The following is a 17,907-nucleotide window of genomic DNA, read 5'->3' as shown; positions in this document are numbered from 1 at the left end:
ACCCCTAGGAGTTTGACTATCATGAAAAAGCTGCTCGTTTCCGCTGCTGCCCTGGCTCTCTTGGCCTCTGCCCCGGCTTTCGCCAACCAAGCCCTGGCTCAGAAGAACAACTGCCTGTCCTGTCACGCTGTGGACAAAAAGGTGGTGGGCCCGGCTTACAAGGAAATCGCCGCCAAGTACAAGGGCGACAAGACGGCTGAAGCCAAGCTGGCCGAAAAAGTGAAAAAGGGCGGCGTGGGCGCTTGGGGCCAGATCCCGATGCCGGCTAATGCTCAAGTCAGCGACGCCGACGTCAAGACGCTGGTGAAGTGGATTCTGTCGCTGTAAGACGCGGTTGATCCGCGGATGGGCCGCAATAGCGCCCATCCGCGCGCGATGTGTCCCTTTCCTGCCCCATTTTGCCTTTTAGCTTGGCTGTTCGCGCCTTTTGCGACATGGCCAGAATGCGCCGCCGCTTGCCGCCCGCTGCGCCAATGACAGCGAAAATTTGCATTTCCCCGGCAAAGTCCTTAACCTTCCTGCCCGTTTGCCCACCCTCTTCTTAGCAGGACACCGCCATGGCCAAATTGACCGAACAGGACATCCTGAACTACGACGGCGACGACTACATGAACGCCGACCATCTGGAGTTTTTCAAGGATCGTCTGCTGCAGATGCAGCAAGAACTGCTGAGCAACGCCAACGCCACCACCAGCCATCTGCAAGAGCAGGAAGCCACGCCGGATCCGGCTGACCGCGCCACGCTGGAAGAAGAATACGCGCTGGAGCTGCGCACCCGCGACCGCGAGCGCAAGCTGCTGCTGAAAATTCAGTCCACCCTGAAAAAAATCGACGCTGGCGACTACGGCTACTGCGAAGACACCGGCGAGCCGATTGGTCTGAAGCGCCTGCTGGCGCGCCCGACCGCCAGCCTGTCGGTCGAGGCGCAAGAGCGCCGCGAGCGGATGAAAAAGCAGTACGCAGACTGACACGGCCGTTTTTCGCCGCTGTTTTGCGCCCACCCTACCCACCCGGTTCAGCCAGGGTGGCGGTGGGCGTTGTTGCGTCTGGGCGTCATTCTGATCTGACAAACTCAGCCGGCGCCCGCCATCGCAAGGATATGCGCAGTGTCCGCACCCTGGCGGCAAACTGGGTTAAAATGGCGGATTGTTCATTTCTGCCCGAGCCTTGCGATGATTCAAGTTGGCGTCGTGATGGGGAGCAACAGCGACTGGGAAGTCATGCAGAACGCCGCGCGCGTGCTGAAAGACTTTGGCGTTGCTTTTGAAACCCGCGTTGTTTCCGCCCACCGCACCCCGGATTTGCTGTTCGAATACGCCGAAACGGCCGAAGCGCGCGGCTTGCAGGCGATTATCGCCGGCGCCGGCGGCGCCGCCCACCTGCCGGGCATGCTGGCGGCCAAAACCCACATTCCGGTGCTGGGCGTGCCGGTGCCGTCCAAATACCTGCGCGGCGAAGATTCCCTGCTGTCCATCGTGCAAATGCCCAAAGGCATTCCGGTGGCCACCTTCGCCATTGGCGAGGCCGGCGCCGCCAACGCCGCGCTGTTTGCCGTGGCCATGCTGGCCAACCAATCGCCGGAACTGGCCGCCGCGCTGAAGGCCTTCCGCCAGAAGCAGGCCGACACCGTGCTGGCGATGACCCTGCCGGAGGTGCTGTAATGCAGGCGATTCTGCCGCCGGCCATGCTGGGCATTCTGGGCGGTGGCCAGCTGGGCCGCATGTTTGTCACTGCCGCCAAGCGCATGGGGTATCGGGTGACCGTGCTCGACCCCGACGCGCAAGCGCCAGCGGCGGAGTTTGCCGATGTGCACCTGTGCGCCGCCTACAACGACGCTGAGGCGCTGCGCACCCTGGCCGCCAGCTGCGCGGCCATCACCACCGAATTCGAAAACGTCAACGCCGACGCCATGCGCGAGCTGGCCAAAACCACCCGCGTGTCGCCGTCTGGCGACTGCGTGGCGATTGCGCAAGACCGCATCGCCGAAAAAGCCTGGGTGAACAAGGCCGGCCTGCCCACCGCGCCGTATCTGGCCATCGAAAGCGTGGAAGACATCCAGGTGGAGCTCGCCCCCTACCTGCCCGGCATTCTGAAAACCGCCCGGCTGGGTTACGACGGCAAGGGCCAGGTGCGGGTGAACAGCGCCGACGAAGCCCGCGCCGCCTACGCCAATCTGGGCGGCCAGGCCTGTGTGCTGGAAAAAATGCTCGACCTCAAGCTGGAAGTCTCGGCCATCGTCACCCGCGTGTCGTCCGAGCAGCTCAGCGTGTTTCCGGTGGCGGAAAACATCCACAAAAACGGCATTCTGGACGAATCCATCGTGCCGGCGCGCATCGCGCCGGCCCTGGCCGCGCAAGCGCAACAGATGGCTCGCCAACTGGCCGAGGCGCTGGATTACGTGGGCGTGCTGGCGGTGGAGTTTTTTGTGCTGGCCGACGACAGCCTGGTGATCAACGAAATCGCCCCGCGCCCGCACAACTCCGGCCACTACACCATCGACGCCTGCGTGAGCGACCAGTACCAGCAGCAAGTGCGCGCCATGTGCGGCCTGCTGCCCGGCCGCACGGAGCTGCTGTCGCCAGTGGTGATGGTGAACCTGCTGGGCGACGTCTGGCAGGCCGACGGCGGCGAGCCCAACTGGAACGTGCTGATGGAAGCGCCCAACGCCCACCTGCACCTGTACGGCAAAAAGCACGCGCGCCCCGGCCGCAAGATGGGCCACTACACCGTGCTGGCCACAGACGTGGACGCCGCGCTGGAACAGGCGCGCGCCTTGAAGGAAACCCTGTAAGGCCGCTGAGCGTGTGTTGACATCCCCCGCCCCTGGCGGCAGCCTGTCCGCCAGACCGGCCGTGCCGAGCCAGGGGCATTTTGCTTTTCCGGGCGGGCGGCGCGCCTGCCCATCATTGAATTTGAATTGAGGCCCTCATGACCGGCATCACCACCACCCAACTGACCAGCCTGAAAAAAATCTATTCGGGCAAAGTGCGCGACCTGTACGAAATCGACGATAAGCGCATGCTGATGATCGCCACCGACCGCCTGTCGGCGTTTGACGTGATTCTGGACGAACCCATCCCGGAAAAAGGCAAGATCCTCACCGCCATTTCCAATTTCTGGTTCGACAAGCTCAAGGACGTGGTGCCCAACCACCTGACCGGCGACCGCGCTGAAGATCTGGTGTCGGCGGCCGATTTGCCGCAGGTGCAAGGCCGCGGCGTGGTGGCCAAGCGGCTGACGCCGGTGCCGGTGGAAGCCATTGTGCGCGGTTATCTGGCCGGTTCGGGCTGGAAGGAATACCAGCAGTCCGGCACGGTGTGCGGCATCACCCTGCCCGCCGGCTTACAAGAAGCCAGCCAGCTGCCTGAGCCGATTTTCACCCCGTCCACCAAGGCGGCGGTGGGCGACCACGATGAAAACATCAGCTTTGCCCGCTGCGAAGAAATCGTCGGCGCCGAGCTGGCCGCCAAGGTACGCGACACCGCCATCGCCCTGTACAAGGCGGCGGCGGAATACGCCGCCAGCCGTGGCATCATCATCTGCGACACCAAGTTTGAATTCGGCATCGACGAGCACGGCGTGCTGACGCTGATGGACGAAGCGCTGACCCCGGATTCCAGCCGCTTCTGGCCGGCGGACAGCTATGTGGCCGGCAGCAACCCGCCGTCGTTCGACAAGCAGTTTGTGCGCGACTGGCTGGAAGCCTCGGGCTGGAACAAAACCCCGCCGGCGCCGGCTGTGCCGCTGGATGTGCGGGAAAAAACCGCCGCCAAGTATCGTGAAGCGCTGGAGCGCCTGACTGGCTAAGCGCCGCCAAGCGCGCTGACAAAACCCGCCTGGCAACCATAAAAAAACCCGCAACCTGATTCAGGTGCGGGTTTTTTTATGGCACAGCGGCAAAACGCTTAGCGCATCACCACGGTTTGCACGTTCAAACGATCGGCCACATCGCGCGCGCGCGCCATGGTGGAGAACGGGCCGATGCGCACTTTGTACAAGCCATCGCGGTTGACCACATCCAGGCGGCCTTCCACGTCGTTGCTGGCCGCCAGCGACAACATGCGCTGACGGAAGCTTTCGGCATTGCTCGCAGTGCCAAAAGCGCCCAGTTGCAGCCATACGCCACTGCCATCGGCGCCAGCCGGTTGCGGCACGCGCGCCACGTCGGCAATGCCGGACATCGGCGCGGTCAGGCTGGCGTTCATCACCCGCACGCTGTCATCACGCGGGTTGACGTTGGCCAGGCGCACCGGGCTGTCGGTAGGCTCGACATCACCCGCACGCACCCGCTCGACCACCACTTCGGCGCTGCCATTGCCGGCATAACCCAGCTTGTAGGCGGCGGCGTAGGACAGATCAATCAGCCGGGACGAGTGAAACGGCCCACGGTCGTTGATGCGCACCACCACCGAACGGCCATTGCTGGTGTTGGTGATGCGGGCGTAGCTGGGGATGGGCAGCGTGGGGTGGGCGGCGGTCATTTCGTACATGTCGTACGCCTCGCCAGAGGCGGTGCGCTTGCCATGGAACTTCTTGCCATACCAAGAGGCCTTGCCGCGGGCGCGGTAGGCGGACTGGTTGCTTTCCGGAATGTAGGTCTGGCCCATCACCGTATACGGACGATTGGCCGAGGTGAGCAAGGGCTCATTGACCGGCACGGCGTCCGGAATGGCGTCCGGGTTGTCGGGCAGGCGGCGGTCTCCGGGACCGTCGTCTTTATAATAGCCGCCGCCCTTGGTCACCGGGACCGTGGTGCGGGCAGACTTATACCCAGAGGTGGATTTGTGACTGACAGACGCCGGATTCGGCGTCGAACAGGCGACCAGCAAGGCGGTCAAGGTCACTAACCACAGCCAGCGGAGGACAGATTGCATCTAGGGCTCCCTTTTGCTGTTGTGTGCCAACACGTCTTCGGGATACGACACAGCCAGAAGAAACGGCGTCCCGACATCCACTGCGGGATGTCGCCAGGGAAGCCAGGCCATGTCGCGCTCGGGCGCACGCAGGGTGTGACGCAGCGCGCGCCTGTCGCGATGGCGCGTCTGTAAAGCACATCCTGGACCTGTAAAGAGAGGTCGGCGCGGTTACACGCCGCCGGCGAATCCGTGTTGCCGCCACGCTTCAAAGACGGTGACGGCCACGGCGTTGGACAGATTCATGCTGCGGTTGTCCGGTCGCATCGGCAGGCGCAGGCAGCGTTCCGGCGGGATGCCCGCCAGCACGTCGGTGGGCAGGCCCCGGGTTTCCGGGCCGAACAACAAGACGTCGTCCGGTTGAAACGCAGCCTGATCGGGGCGAACAGCGCCCCGTGTGGTGGCGGCGAAAATGCGCCTTCCGGCCAAGGCCGCCACACACTCCGCCCAGCTTTCATGCACCACCAGGGTGGCAAACTCGTGATAATCGAGGCCGGCGCGACGCATTCTGGCGTCGTCCAGCGGAAAGCCAAGCGGCTTGACCAAATGCAGCTCGCAGCCGGTGTTGGCACATAAACGAATCACGTTCCCGGTGTTGGGCGGAATCTCCGGCTGGTACAAAACGACTGTAAACATTTGGTCAAAAACTTTGGTTGCGACGGATTATTCCGCGGGATCAACAAGTTAGTCAAGCGCCGTGTGTCAACGCCTTCATCAGCGCCCAGGCCTCGACCCGTCTCGCGCCTTGCCTGGCAAGGCTTTGCGCCGCCTCGGCCAGTGTGGCGCCGGTGGTGCTCACATCGTCGATCAGCACGATAAAACGGCCCTCGACCGGCCGATTGACGGCAAAGGCGCCGGCCAGATTGTGCAAGCGGCCAGCGCGGTTCAGCCCGGCCTGCGCCGGGGTGTCGCGCGTGCGCAACAGCGTGTCGGCCTGGCAAGGCAGCCGCAGTATTTTACCCAACTGGCGGGCGAGTTCCTCACTTTGATTAAACCCGCGCTCGCGCAGCCGCGCGGCGCTGAGCGGAATCGGCGCCAGCCAGTCCGGGCGCGGCGCGTGGCGGACGCCTTCCGCCATCAGCTCGGCCAAGGGTCGCGCCAGCGCCAGTTGCTGGCGATACTTGAACGCATGCAACAGCGCATCCAGCGGCCAGGCATAAGGATGCGCCACATGCAGCGCCTGCCACGGCGGCGGCGACTGCCGACAGGCGGCACACAGCGCGCCCTGCCGCCCCGGCGTCGCGCAACGCGGGCAGCGCCCAGCGGCCAGCCGGGGCAGGTCGGCGCGGCAAGGCGGGCACAGCCAACCTTGGCCGCCGACGCCGCACAGCACGCAATGCTGGCTGAGGCGGGCAGCGCTGTTCAAAAAATAGCGGTATAAATTTGACAGCATCAGGCAAAGCTCCCACCATGGTGACGGCTGCCACCCGGCAGCCCACGCTTTTGTCATCTTGCCACGAGCCGCTCATGAACGCTTCTGCCCCGATTGCCTTTCACGCCCGCCCCACCCCGCACCCGGAATCCGCCACCTGGACCGTGGACGAAATCGAGGCGCTGTACAGCCTGCCGTTTCTGGATTTGGTGTTTCGCGCCGCCGCGCTGCACCGCGAGCATTTCGACCCGCAGCGCATTCAATTGTCCACCCTGGTGTCGATCAAGACCGGCGGCTGTCCGGAAGACTGCGGCTACTGTCCGCAGTCGGCCCACCACGACACCCCGGTAGAAAACCAGCCGATGATGACGGTGAACGAGGTGCTCAGCGCCGCGCGCGCCGCCAAAGACAATGGCGCCGGCCGCTTTTGCATGGGCGCCGCCTGGCGCGGCCCCAAGGACGCCGACCTGGACGCCACGCTGGAGATGATCCGCGAAGTGAAAGCCATGGGCCTGGAAACCTGCGCCACCTTTGGCCTGCTGCAAAACGGCCAGGCCGAAAAGCTCAAAGACGCCGGGCTGGATTACTACAACCATAATCTGGACACCGCGCCGGACAAATACGCCGACATTATCTCCACCCGCGACTACCAAGACCGCCTGGACACCCTGGGCAAGGTGCGCGCCGCCGGGCTGAGCGTGTGCTGTGGCGGCATTGTCGGCATGAAAGAAACCCGCCGCGACCGCGCCGGCCTGATTGCCCAACTGGCCAACCTCAGCCCGCAACCGGAATCGGTGCCGATGAACAGCCTGGTGAAGGTAGAAGGCACGCCGCTGGACGACGCCGACGCGCTGGACTGGACCGAATTTGTGCGCACCATCGCCGTGGCCCGGCTGACCCTGCCGCACAGCTATATCCGCCTGTCCGCCGGCCGCCGCGACATGCCGGAAGCGGTGCAGGCGCTGTGCTTTATGGCTGGGGCCAATTCGATTTTTTACGGCGACAAGCTGCTGACCACCGGCAACCCGGAAGTGGACCGCGACCGCGCGCTGATGAGCAAGCTCGATCTGTTGCCGCTGTGATATGCGGCTGATCGCGCAACTGCAAGACAAGCTGGCCGCGCTGGACGGCGACCACCGCCGCCGGCGCTGCCCTGTGCTGGACAGCCCGCAAGGCCCGCACGTAAGCATCGACGGCCGCGACTACTTGGCCTTTGCCAGCAATGACTATCTGGGCCTGGCCAATCACCCGGCGCTGGTGGCCGCCGCCCGCGATGGCGCCTTGCGCTGGGGCGTGGGCGGCGGCGCCTCGCACCTGGTGGCCGGGCACAGCACCGCCCACGCCGCGCTGGAGCAGGCGCTGGCCGACTGGCTGCGCCTGCCGGCGGCGTTGTTGTTTTCCAGCGGCTATCAGGCCAATCTGGCGGTGATCACCGCCCTGGTGGGCCGGGGCGACGCGGTGTTTGCCGACCGGCTGAACCACGCCTCGCTGAACGACGCCTGCCTGTTGTCGCGCGCCGAATTCAAACGCTTTGCCCACCATGACCTGGCCCAGCTGGAGCGCCTGCTGGCGGCCAGCACCGCGCCGACCAAGCTGATTGCCGTGGATGCGGTGTACAGCATGGATGGCGACTGCGCGCCGCTGGCGGCGCTGCTGGCGCTGGCCGAGCGCTTTGACGCCTGGCTGTATGTGGACGACGCCCACGGCTTTGGCGTGCTGGGCGAGGGGCGTGGCAGTGTGGTCGAGGCCGGCTTGCACAGCGAGCGGCTGATCCAGATGGTGACGCTGGGCAAGGCGGCCGGGGTGGCCGGCGCGGCGGTGGCGGCGCATGCCGTGGTGATTGACTGGCTGGTGAACAGCGCGCGGCCGTTTATCTTCACCACCAGCACTTCGCCGCTGCTGGCGCACACCGTACAGGCCAGCCTGCGACTGATGGCCGACGAGCCCGAGCGCCGCGCCGCGCTGCGTGCCCGCATGGCCGAGCTCAAGCACCAACTGGCGGGCTTGCCGTGGACCCTGCTGCCGTCGGACACGCCGATTCAGCCGCTGCTGATTGGCGGCAACGCCGAAGCGCTGGCGGTGTCGGCCGGGCTGCGCGCACGCGGCATCTGGGTGCCGGCCATTCGCCCGCCCACTGTGCCGCCCGGCTCGGCGCGGCTGCGCATTGCCCTCTCCGCCGCCCACCAGCCGCAGGATATTGTTCGGCTGGCGGATGCGCTGCGCGAGCTGGCCGCCAGCTAAGAGCGGCTAACAAAACCCTCCTGGCGTCGTTGCCCGACCTTGCCGTACTGCTTGTACTGTCTGCGGTCGTGCGCCTAGCCAGGATCGCTGCGCTGGGTTTTGTTAGCGGCTCTAAGCGCCGCTAACAAAACCCGTCTGGCGTCGTTGTGTGACCTTGCCGTACGACTTGTACTATCTCCGATCACACACCTAGCCAGGATCGCTTCGCTGCATTGTGTAAGCGCTTCCGCACTCGACTCAGCGTTACTCCCAATATCTTTTGGGAGGGTGGCGTGTGGCTCTTGCCCGCGCGGCAGAGCCTGCTGGCCCTGGCTGCTATCATGGCGTTTTGCCCGCAGGATGCCCGCATGAGCCAGACCCCCGCCGATTCTTCCGCCCTGAAACCCTGCCCGCGCTGCGGCCAACCGGCCGAGCTGGTGAAAGCTGGCTCGCGCCGTTTTTGGGTGCAATGCTCGCGTTACCCCAAGCAAGGCACATGCAGCACCATCGCTGCCCAGGCGGCTAATAAAAAAGAAGCGATTCATAACTGGAACAGCCGCATGTGATGGCGAGGCTCCAATTAGATTGATTTGGAATTTAAACCGTCAATTTGATTCTTAAAAGAACTAAAGCCGCACCCGTATAGTGAAGCCTTCTTTGGGTTCTTACTCTGGCGTGTGGTCATGTCTGTTCCGTCTGTTTCTTCCGATGCTTCGCTGCCCGACGGCGCGCAGCCCGTGACAGGGCGGCCGGCGCGCATGCCTTTGCTGGCCCTGCTCGACCCCAGTCTGATGGCGCAATACGCGCCGCGCCCGCCAGCGCCGCCCAAACCGGTGGCCCCGCCGCCGGCTGCGCCTGGCCGTCCCGGCCGGCGCAAGGCGGTCAGCCACGATCCGCAGTTGGCGCATTTCAACGCCCGCTTTGTCGCCGCCGGCCACCCGGCCGACAGCCTGCGGCTGACGCCGCAACAGCAAGTGGTGGCTAGTTTTGATGAATGGCGGCTGAGCAGCCAGTTTGCCCCGATTCTGGCGCCGGGCGCGGCCACGCCGTTTGCCTATAAAGCACAACTGCGCATCACTGGCCCGGCCGGCCACAGCGTGGCGCCGCCGCTGCTGTTTGCCGTCGAGCGCGCGCCATCGCGCACCGTGCTGCTGGACCGACTGTGCCGGGTCACCCACTGTCTGAACTTTGTGCGCCACGGCCAGCCGGACGCCGCGCTGCATCTGAATGTGCACGCGCTGCATCTGATCAACCTGCCCGACGGCCATGGCGAATTTTTTGCCGAGGCGATTGCCGAGCTGGGCTTGCGCCCCTCACAGCTGACGCTGGAAATTGTCGAAGACGCGGAAGTCGATTTGCTGCGCCTGCAACGCTGCATGGACAGCTACCGGCGCTTTGGCTTCAAGCTGGCGCTGGACGACTTTGGCGCGTCCGAACTCAGTCTGCCGCGCGTGTGGTTGCTGGAGCCGGACGCGGTCAAACTGCACGAACGCTTGCTGCATCGCGCCTTGTCGCACCCGGCGGCGCGCGACGCCTTGCCGCGCGCGGTGGGCATCCTGCACGCCGCCGGCTGCCAGGTGATCGCCGAAGGCGTGGACACCGCCCGCCACGCCGAGCTGGCCGGGCAAGCCGGCTGCGATGGCCTGCAAGGCCGCTGGGTGGGCCCGCTGCACAGCCGGCCGCAGGCCACCAGTCGCTAACACCACCCGCCGGCCGTGTCTGCGCGCTGTGGTGAGCGCGCCTGACGGCGATGGGCGCGCCAGCGGCTTTCTGGCATGCTGTGGCAATGGTTTTTTCCGATTGCCGCCTGGCCGCGCGCCAGGGCGGCCCGTGTAAAGGCAAGTCATGACCTCCCCGATTTTTGAGCGCTACCATGTGCTGGTCGTCCCCGGCTGGCAAAACTCTGGCCCCGAACACTGGCAAAGCCGCTGGCAAGACGCCCATCCGGCCTGGCAGCGGCTACAGCAAGCCGACTGGCTGACGCCCAGCCGCGCCGACTGGGTGGCCACGCTGGACGCCGCCGTGCGCGCGGCGGATCGACCGGTGTTGCTGGTGGCGCACAGCCTGGGCTGCGCCACCACCGCCCACTGGGCGGCGCAACACCCGGACAGCGCCGCGCGGGTGGCCGCCGCCTGGCTGGTGGCCCCGGCCGACACCGAACGCGCCGACGCCCCGCCCGCCGTGGCCGGCTTTGCCCCGCTGCCGCGCGCGCCGCTGCCGTTTGCCAGCCAGATCATCGCCAGCGACAACGACCCCTACTGCGCCGCCGCGCGCGCCGATGCCTTGGCCCGCCAATGGGGCAGCGCGCTGACCGTGCTGCATGCCGCCGGCCATATCAACACCGACGCCGGCTTTGGCCCCTGGCCAGAAGGCCTGGCGGCGCTGGCCGACTGGCTGGCCACCCTGCCGCTGGCGCAACCCTGAGCGCCGCCAAGCCAGCGCACCCGCTCGGCACGCGCGGCCAATCTGCGCTATGCTGCCGGCCATGGAACTGGAAAGACTGCTGCACAGCCAGGGCTTTGGCAGCCGCAAAGCCTGCCGGGCGCTGATTGAGGCCGGCCGCGTGGCGCTGGCCGCGGGCCCATGCCTGAACCCGAAAACCCCGGTCAGCGCCGATCTGGCCTTCTGGGTGGATGGACACCCCTGGCAGGCGGCCAGCAAGGTGTATCTGCTGCTGAACAAACCCACCGGCTATGAATGCTCGCGCGCGCCGCAACACCACCTGCCGGTGTTGCGCCTGCTGCCCGCGCCGTATGTCGAACGTGGCGTGCAACCGGTGGGCCGGCTGGATGCCGACACCACCGGCTTGCTGCTGCTGTCGGACGACGGCCAGTTTATTCATCACTTCACCTCGCCACGCCGGCATGTGCCCAAAACCTACGCCGTCAGCGTGCGCCATCCGCTGGACGACACCCAGCTGACCGCCTTGCGCCAGGGCGTGCAACTGCACGACGAGCCAGCCCCGCTGGCGGCGCTGGCCTGCGCCGCGCGCGACAGCCACACCCTGCTGCTGACCATTGGCGAAGGCAAATACCATCAGGTCAAGCGCATGGTGGCCGCCGCCGGCAACCGGGTGGACGCCCTGCACCGCGAGGCGATGGGTGAGCTGGCCTTACCCGCGAATCTGGCCCCTGGCCAATGGCGCGAATTGACCGCTGAAGATTTTTCTCAACTGGGCTGGCCCTGCGGCGGTTGAGCATGTCACGCCCTGCCGCTTACACTGCGCGTTTTATTTTTTTCAAGCCAAAGTCATGATTATTCGCCCCCGCCCGCACTGGCTGGCCATTTTGTTTGCGCGGCGCGGCTCGGTGCTGCCCAGCATCCTGCCGCAACTGGGCCTGGTCACCGCCTTGGCAACCATCATCACCACCAGTCACGGCACGGTGCTGGGCTGGAAAACCCCGCTCACCCCGATGCCGTTCACCCTGGTGGGCATTGCCCTGGCGATTTTTTTGGGGTTTCGCAACTCAGCCAGCTACGACCGCTACTGGGAAGCGCGCAAATTCTGGGGGCAAGGGCTGAACGAATGCCGCACGCTCACCCGCCAGGCCTTGAGCCTGCTGGACAAGCAGGTGGATGTGCGGCCGTTTGTGTATGGGCAGATTGCCTTTATCCACGCCCTGCGCGGCTATCTGCGCCGGGTGCCGGTGGAACGCGAACTGGCGGCGCTGCTGCCAGCCGAGCTGCTGGCGCGGATGCGCGAGGCCCACTATCCGCCCACGCTGATTGTGGTGTGGCTGGGGCAATGGCTGCATGAACAACGCCGCGCCGGCCATCTGCAACCGGTGTTGGCCGCCAAGATGGAAGACGCGCTGTCTGGCCTCAATCAGGTGCAGGGCGGCTGCGAGCGCATTGTCAGCAGCCCGATTCCGTTTGCCTACACGGTGATTTTGTATCGCACCGTCGGCGTGTACTGCCTGCTGCTGCCGTTTGGCCTGGTGGACACCCTGGGCTGGATGACCCCGCTGGTGACGGCGTTTGTTTCATACACCTTTTTTGCCCAGGAAACCCTGCTCAGCGAAATCGAAGAACCCTTTGGCAACGCCGAGAACGACCTGCCGCTGGATGCGCTGTCCATCACCATCGAGCGCACCCTGCGCGAAATGCTAGGCGAAGCGACATTGCCGGACATGCCAGCGGCAAAGGATTTTGTGCTGACTTGATCTTGCCGGCCAATCTGGTACGGTCGGATGTTTTATCCAACGGTTTGTGTCCCATGCGTCAACATCCGCTGTTCTACGCCCTGGCCGCCATCGTGCTGTGGGCCTCGCTGGCCACCCTCGGCGCCTCGGTGGCCGCGCTGCCGCCGTTTTTCACCGTCGGCGTCAGCCTGATGGTGGGCAGCCTGTGCGCCATCCGCCACTGGCGACAATGGCGCGTGCCGCCCGCCACCCTGCTGCTGGGCGTGGTGGGGCTGTTTGGCTACCATTTCTTTTTGTTTGTCGCCTTTCGTCTGGCCCCAGCGGTGGAAGCCAATCTGCTGAACTACCTGTGGCCGCTGCTGATCGTGCTGCTCTCGCCGGTGCTGCTGCCGGGTTATCACCTGAACACCCGCCACATCCTGGGCGCGCTGGCCGGCTTTGTCGGCGCCGCGCTGGTGGTCACTGGCGGCAAGCTCAGCATCGACCTCACCGCCCTGCCCGGCTACGGCTGCGCCGCGCTGGCCGCGCTGTTGTGGGCCGGCTACTCGCTGCTGACCAAACGCGTGCCGGCTTTTCCCACCGCCGCCATCGGCGGCTTTTGCCTGCTATCCGGCGCGCTGTCGCTGGCCTGCCACGCACTGATGGAACCCGCCGTGCACCCCAGCGCCAGCCAATGGCTGACCCTGCTGCTGCTCGGCGCCGGCCCGATGGGCCTGGCCTTCTTTCTGTGGGACAAAGCGCTGAAACTGGGCGACCCCCGCCAGATCGGCGCGCTGAGCTACCTCACCCCGCTGTTGTCCACCCTGCTGCTGGTAGCCAGCGGCCGCGGCCAACTCGGCCCGACCACTGGCGCGGCGATTGCGCTGATTGTCGGCGGCGCGTTGGCGGGGACGGTGGATTGGAAGGGGTTGCGGCGGCGGTAAGCCCGCTTGGGAGGTGGCGCGGGGGAGGTGTTTTCGGCTGAGCGGATGGGGGTATCCGCTCAGGCTGGGTGTTTGCGTGGTGATAGGGGCCGTGGCGGTTTGTTTTGGGGGGCAGTAGCTAACCAATATCTGGCATTACACTTCACCATCTTCGCTAAAGAAGACGTCTTTGACACACGACTCAATCCAGTCATATGCCTCTGGCTGAACCAAGTGCTCATATTTCTTGCGCAACCCCTTTGATAAGCGGCCTTGCTGCTGATAGCAGCCATTAATCAGGGTAGGCAGAATGGTGGCACGGATGTCGAACTGGTCATTCACCATCCCAAAGACACGGTCGTAACAGGCCAAAAATCGGGTTTCTTTTTGCAGGTCATGCTCCAGCGCTTCCTTCGCCATGCGCAGCCCAAACTCGACAATCGGAGTGGCATCCCAATAGCGATAAAGGTCAGCATTGGTTTGGGTTTGAAAACTGAAGTCATTGTCACCCGTCTGCCGAACCTGCCAAAGATTGCGTGCGGGTTTGGAGAAGGTCTGCAAGGCGGCCAGATAGTCCATCTCGTGCCGTTTAATGGCCATCGACACCGGCAACAGAAACCCCTTGGCCAAGCGCCCGGATCGGCACAAGGCGTGATGGAACAAAAAGCGGGAAAGCCGGCCATTTCCATCCATGAAAGGATGAATGAATACGAAGCCAAACGAGGCAATGCTGGCCACCAATAGCGGGTCCAGCTGCTTTGGCGGATGGTTACAGAACTGGTTGAATGCCTCCATCAGATCATCGACGTGCTCAGGGCCGGGCGGAACATAAGTCACCCCGAGCGGGCCACGCATAGAGTTTCGCAGCCAGTTCTGTTCTGTGCGGTAGGATACGGCTTGATCGAACGGATTGCTCATGACACTTTGCTGCAGCTCAACCCAGTAGGCTTCACTCAGTTCACGGCCATCGTGCGCATGATGCAGCAGTTGGACAAAGCGCTCGGCCTTGGCAGCATTTGGCGTTTCCCGCTCGATTTCGAAGGAGCTTTCCGTTTCGCTGAGATAGGCCCATGCCAGCGCACGGTCGAGCATGCCTTGGCCAACTTCCGCGATAAATGCTTCCATCTGGGCAAAAATATCGACTTCTTGCAACGCCAGAATGGCCGGAGTGCGCCGAATGGTGACGCAATACGCCAAAGACCCCACCCCATTGAACCTGACTCGCCAGCGTGCGTCCTTGACCTCGTCGCCGGTGAAATACAGCCTGGGGTCAAACACATCGACGTAGGGGCCGGTTATTTTAGGCGGGTCCGACAGGCGCGCCTGGGTATAGTGCTCCCAAAGATAGCAAGCAACCCGCACAAAACGGCTGTTGGGCATGGCGCGCATTTTTGCGTCCAGCTCGGCAGCGGGCACATGGCGCAATGCGTGCGACAGCACACCAAGATTGGCGCCCTCGTGTTTCAGGGCAAACAGGATATGGTCGAGAACGGAGTGAAGCTCAGCGGCGACTGAGGCCGGTATCAGCCGCTTATCGCCCACCTCGGTGACCCTGGTAGTTGCGCCAACCATGGACACTGGAGAAACCGGCAACGTCGGGAGCGCAAGGGTTTCCCGTAGCCATCCGTATCCAAGGAGTCTCATTTTTTTTCACGCGGCCCAGAAAATTTTCATTTTGGCCAGTTTAGCTGATTTTTTTATTGTGAGATATCGTGCAGATGGGCATGTGAAGGCAATTGACTAATTGTCCGAACCCGGCCGTTCATGTTCCGTCAACTGGGCGTCCGCTCACGCCGAAATCCAAACGTCTCTGCTGCGAGATGTCCATGAAAAAAGCTCCCTCAGGAGCTTTTTTCATTATCTTGGCAAGAGTTTCACTAACCGTGTCAACCGACACCCCTCACACATCAATATTCCGCGCAATCAGCGCATTGCTCTCGATGAAGTGCCGGCGCGGCTCCACCTGGTCGCCCATCAGCGTGGTGAACACGTCATCCGCGCTCATGGCGTCTTCGATGCGCACTTTTAGCAGACGGCGCACGGTGGGGTCCATGGTGGTTTCCCACAGTTGTTCCGGGTTCATTTCGCCCAGGCCTTTGTAGCGCTGGATGCTGATGTTGCGGCGGACTTCGTTCAAGAGCCAGTTCAGCGCTTCGCCAAATTCGTTGATCTGGCGGCCTTGTTCGCCACGCTTGATGGCAGCGCCGCTGTGCAGCAGGCCTTTGAGCAGGGCGCCGGTGGCTTTGATCTGGGTGTAGTCGCCGGATTGCAGGAAGCTTTGGTCGAGGTAGCTCACCATCACATTGCCATGCAGTTTGCGGATGATCTTCAGCAGATAGCCACCGTTTTTCTCGTCGGCGGTCAGCGACAGGTCAATGCTGTCGGCCGGCAGCAGGGCGCGCAGGGCGGCCAGGGCGGCTTCGGCGCTGGCGGTTTCGGCCAGGTCCACCGGGTCGGTTTTCAGCAGGGCTTGCAGCACGCTGGGGTCGATCAGCCGGCTTTCGCGTTCGATCACCGCTTGCGCCAGCAGGTATTGGCGGGCGATTTCGCCCAGGGTGTCGCCGGTCAGCGGGGTCATGCCGTCGCCGGGGATCAGCTGGGCGTTGCTCAGCGCCAGTTTCAGCAGGTATTGGTTAAGCTCGTGCTCGTCTTTCAGGTATTGCTCGGTTTTGCCGTGCTTGACCTTGTACAGCGGCGGCTGGGCGATGTAGATGTGGCCGCGCTCGACCAGCTCGGGCATTTGCCGGTAGAAGAAGGTCAGCAGCAGGGTGCGGATGTGGGCGCCGTCCACGTCGGCATCGGTCATGATGATGATGCGGTGGTAGCGCAGTTTTTCCGGGTTGTAGTCGTCTTTGCCGATGCTGGTGCCCAGCGCGGTGATCAGGGTGGCGATTTCCTGGCTGGCGATCAGTTTGTCAAAGCGGGCGCGTTCGACGTTGAGGATTTTGCCCTTCAGCGGCAGGATGGCCTGAAATTTACGGTCGCGGCCTTGCTTGGCCGAGCCGCCGGCAGAGTCGCCCTCCACCAGGTAGAGTTCGGACATGGCCGGGTCTTTTTCCTGGCAGTCGGCCAGTTTGCCGGGCAGGCCCAGGCCGTCCATGATGCCTTTGCGGCGGGTGATTTCGCGGGCTTTGCGCGCGGCTTCGCGGGCGCGGGCGGCGTCCACGATCTTGGAGCAGATGCTCTTGGCGTCGGCGGGGTTTTCCAGCAGGAAGGTTTTCAGCGATTCGCTGATGACTTCGTTGACCACCGGGCCGATTTCGCTGGACACCAGTTTGTCCTTGGTCTGGCTGCTGAACTTGGGGTCGGGCAGTTTGACCGACAGCACGCAGGCCAGGCCTTCGCGCATATCGTCGCCGGTGGTGTCCACCTTGGCTTTTTTGGCGATTTCGCTTTGTTCGATATAGCCGTTCAGCGTGCGGGTCATCACCTGGCGCAGGGCGGTGAGGTGGCTGCCGCCGTCACGTTGCGGGATGTTGTTGGTGAAGCACTGCACGGCTTCTTGATACGAGTCGTTCCATTGCATGGCCACTTCGACGGTCATGCCGTCTTTTTCGCCGATGCCGTAGAACACCTTGGGGTGCAGCGGGTTTTTGTTGCGGTTCATGTACTGCACGAAGCCGGCCACGCCGCCCGAGAAGGCAAAGTTTTCTTCTTTGCCGTTGCGCTCGTCGATCAGAGTGATGGCCACGCCGTCATTCAAGAAGGACAGTTCGCGGATGCGCTTGGCCAGGATGTCAAAGTGGAACTCCACCTTGCCAAAGGTGGCTTCGCTGGCGTGAAAAGTCACCTTGGTGCCGCGATGGCTGGTCTGGCCGGTTTTCACCAGCGGGGCCACCGGCTCGCCGTGGTTAAACTCCATTTCGTGCACTTCGCCATTGCGCCAGATTTTCAGCTTCAGCCAATCGGACAGGGCGTTGACCACCGACACGCCCACGCCGTGCAGGCCGCCGGAGATTTTGTAGCTGTTGCTGTCGAATTTACCGCCGGCATGCAGCACGGTCATGATCACTTCAGCGGCGGAGCGGCCTTCTTCCGGGTGGATGTCGGTGGGAATGCCACGGCCGTTGTCTTCCACCGAGATGGATTCGTCGGGGTGGATGATGACTTTGATGGTGTCGGCGTGGCCGGCCAGGGCTTCGTCGATGGCGTTGTCCAGCACTTCAAACACCATGTGGTGCAAGCCGGTGCCGTCCTGGGTGTCGCCGATGTACATGCCGGGACGTTTGCGCACGGCGTCCAGCCCTTTGAGGACTTTGATACTGCTGGAGTCGTATTCCTGCTCGCTCATGATGTGGTTCTCTGCTGTGTGTGCTGCGACAGCCCCCGCCGGGTGTGGCGGAGGCGTTCAAGCCGGA

General features: G+C 63.8%; 18 protein-coding genes. 13 read left to right on the top strand and 5 right to left on the bottom strand.

Features of this window, described 5'->3' with window-relative positions; translation table 11 throughout:
* Window positions 1-21 precede the first annotated feature (21 nt).
* The 5 genes from DFR34_RS10600 (at window position 22) to DFR34_RS10580 (ending at window position 3,807) form a co-directional block, all read left to right on the top strand.
* The gene (locus tag DFR34_RS10600; protein ID WP_110391127.1) at window positions 22-327 is read left to right on the top strand and encodes a c-type cytochrome; all 306 of its coding nucleotides are present in this window, start codon (window positions 22-24) and stop codon (window positions 325-327) included.
* A 230-nt stretch (window positions 328-557) separates the two neighbouring features.
* The gene (gene dksA, locus DFR34_RS10595) at window positions 558-968 is read left to right on the top strand and encodes an RNA polymerase-binding protein DksA (protein WP_110391126.1); all 411 of its coding nucleotides are present in this window, start codon (window positions 558-560) and stop codon (window positions 966-968) included.
* A 204-nt stretch (window positions 969-1,172) separates the two neighbouring features.
* Complete coding sequence (gene purE, locus DFR34_RS10590; RefSeq protein WP_110391125.1) at window positions 1,173-1,661, top strand: 5-(carboxyamino)imidazole ribonucleotide mutase; 489 nt, start codon at window positions 1,173-1,175, stop codon at window positions 1,659-1,661.
* Window positions 1,661-2,791 carry a 5-(carboxyamino)imidazole ribonucleotide synthase gene (locus tag DFR34_RS10585; protein ID WP_110391124.1) on the top strand — a complete coding sequence of 377 codons (1,131 nt, stop codon included), beginning with the start codon at window positions 1,661-1,663 and terminating at the stop codon, window positions 2,789-2,791. Before purE ends, DFR34_RS10585 begins: the two co-directional genes overlap by 1 nt.
* Window positions 2,792-2,928: 137 nt before the next feature.
* Complete coding sequence (locus DFR34_RS10580) at window positions 2,929-3,807, top strand: phosphoribosylaminoimidazolesuccinocarboxamide synthase (RefSeq protein ID WP_110391123.1); 879 nt, start codon at window positions 2,929-2,931, stop codon at window positions 3,805-3,807.
* 98 nt (window positions 3,808-3,905) lie between these two features.
* On the opposite strand, the gene DFR34_RS17770 is transcribed toward DFR34_RS10580, so the two are convergent.
* The 3 genes from DFR34_RS17770 to DFR34_RS10565 form a co-directional block, all read right to left on the bottom strand.
* Window positions 3,906-4,874, bottom strand: a complete 969-nt coding sequence (locus DFR34_RS17770) for a septal ring lytic transglycosylase RlpA family protein (protein WP_110391122.1) — start codon at window positions 4,872-4,874, stop codon at window positions 3,906-3,908.
* A 210-nt stretch (window positions 4,875-5,084) separates the two neighbouring features.
* Window positions 5,085-5,549 carry a tRNA (cytidine(34)-2'-O)-methyltransferase gene (locus tag DFR34_RS10570; protein WP_110391121.1) on the bottom strand — a complete coding sequence of 155 codons (465 nt, stop codon included), beginning with the start codon at window positions 5,547-5,549 and terminating at the stop codon, window positions 5,085-5,087.
* Between the two features lie 52 nt (window positions 5,550-5,601).
* A complete protein-coding gene (locus tag DFR34_RS10565; protein ID WP_110391120.1) occupies window positions 5,602-6,306 on the bottom strand; it encodes a ComFC family protein in 705 nt (234 codons plus the stop codon).
* 74 nt (window positions 6,307-6,380) lie between these two features.
* Between DFR34_RS10565 and bioB the strand changes: the two genes are divergently transcribed.
* The 8 genes from bioB to DFR34_RS10525 all read left to right on the top strand — a co-directional run bounded on the left by bioB (window position 6,381) and on the right by DFR34_RS10525 (window position 13,570).
* Entirely contained in the window at window positions 6,381-7,367 is a 987-nt protein-coding gene (gene bioB / locus DFR34_RS10560; protein WP_110391119.1) for a biotin synthase BioB, read from the top strand.
* Between the two features lies 1 nt (window position 7,368).
* The gene (gene bioF / locus DFR34_RS10555; RefSeq protein WP_110391118.1) at window positions 7,369-8,526 is read left to right on the top strand and encodes an 8-amino-7-oxononanoate synthase; all 1,158 of its coding nucleotides are present in this window, start codon (window positions 7,369-7,371) and stop codon (window positions 8,524-8,526) included.
* 347 nt (window positions 8,527-8,873) lie between these two features.
* A complete protein-coding gene (locus DFR34_RS10550; protein ID WP_110391157.1) occupies window positions 8,874-9,071 on the top strand; it encodes a Lar family restriction alleviation protein in 198 nt (65 codons plus the stop codon).
* Between the two features lie 117 nt (window positions 9,072-9,188).
* Window positions 9,189-10,205, top strand: a complete 1,017-nt coding sequence (locus tag DFR34_RS10545) for an EAL domain-containing protein (RefSeq protein WP_146215122.1) — start codon at window positions 9,189-9,191, stop codon at window positions 10,203-10,205.
* A gap of 145 nt (window positions 10,206-10,350) precedes the next feature.
* The gene (locus tag DFR34_RS10540) at window positions 10,351-10,929 is read left to right on the top strand and encodes an RBBP9/YdeN family alpha/beta hydrolase (protein WP_110391116.1); all 579 of its coding nucleotides are present in this window, start codon (window positions 10,351-10,353) and stop codon (window positions 10,927-10,929) included.
* A gap of 61 nt (window positions 10,930-10,990) precedes the next feature.
* Window positions 10,991-11,701, top strand: coding sequence for a pseudouridine synthase (locus DFR34_RS10535; protein ID WP_110391156.1), 711 nt, complete (start codon window positions 10,991-10,993; stop codon window positions 11,699-11,701).
* 55 nt (window positions 11,702-11,756) lie between these two features.
* Window positions 11,757-12,668: a bestrophin family protein gene (locus DFR34_RS10530; protein WP_110391115.1), complete on the top strand. Its 912-nt coding sequence runs from the start codon at window positions 11,757-11,759 to the stop codon at window positions 12,666-12,668.
* A 53-nt stretch (window positions 12,669-12,721) separates the two neighbouring features.
* Window positions 12,722-13,570: a DMT family transporter gene (locus DFR34_RS10525; protein WP_110391114.1), complete on the top strand. Its 849-nt coding sequence runs from the start codon at window positions 12,722-12,724 to the stop codon at window positions 13,568-13,570.
* A gap of 135 nt (window positions 13,571-13,705) precedes the next feature.
* On the opposite strand, the gene DFR34_RS10520 is transcribed toward DFR34_RS10525, so the two are convergent.
* Window positions 13,706-15,193 (bottom strand): Fic family protein, encoded by a 1,488-nt coding sequence (locus tag DFR34_RS10520; protein ID WP_110391113.1) that lies wholly within the window; start codon window positions 15,191-15,193, stop codon window positions 13,706-13,708.
* A 256-nt stretch (window positions 15,194-15,449) separates the two neighbouring features.
* The gene (gyrB, locus tag DFR34_RS10515) at window positions 15,450-17,840 is read right to left on the bottom strand and encodes a DNA topoisomerase (ATP-hydrolyzing) subunit B (protein WP_110391112.1); all 2,391 of its coding nucleotides are present in this window, start codon (window positions 17,838-17,840) and stop codon (window positions 15,450-15,452) included.
* Window positions 17,841-17,907: the final 67 nt, after the last annotated feature.

The organism is Rivihabitans pingtungensis (assembly GCF_003201855.1).
Lineage (GTDB): Bacteria > Pseudomonadota > Gammaproteobacteria > Burkholderiales > Aquaspirillaceae > Rivihabitans > Rivihabitans pingtungensis.
This window is presented reverse-complemented; position numbering and strand designations above follow the sequence as displayed.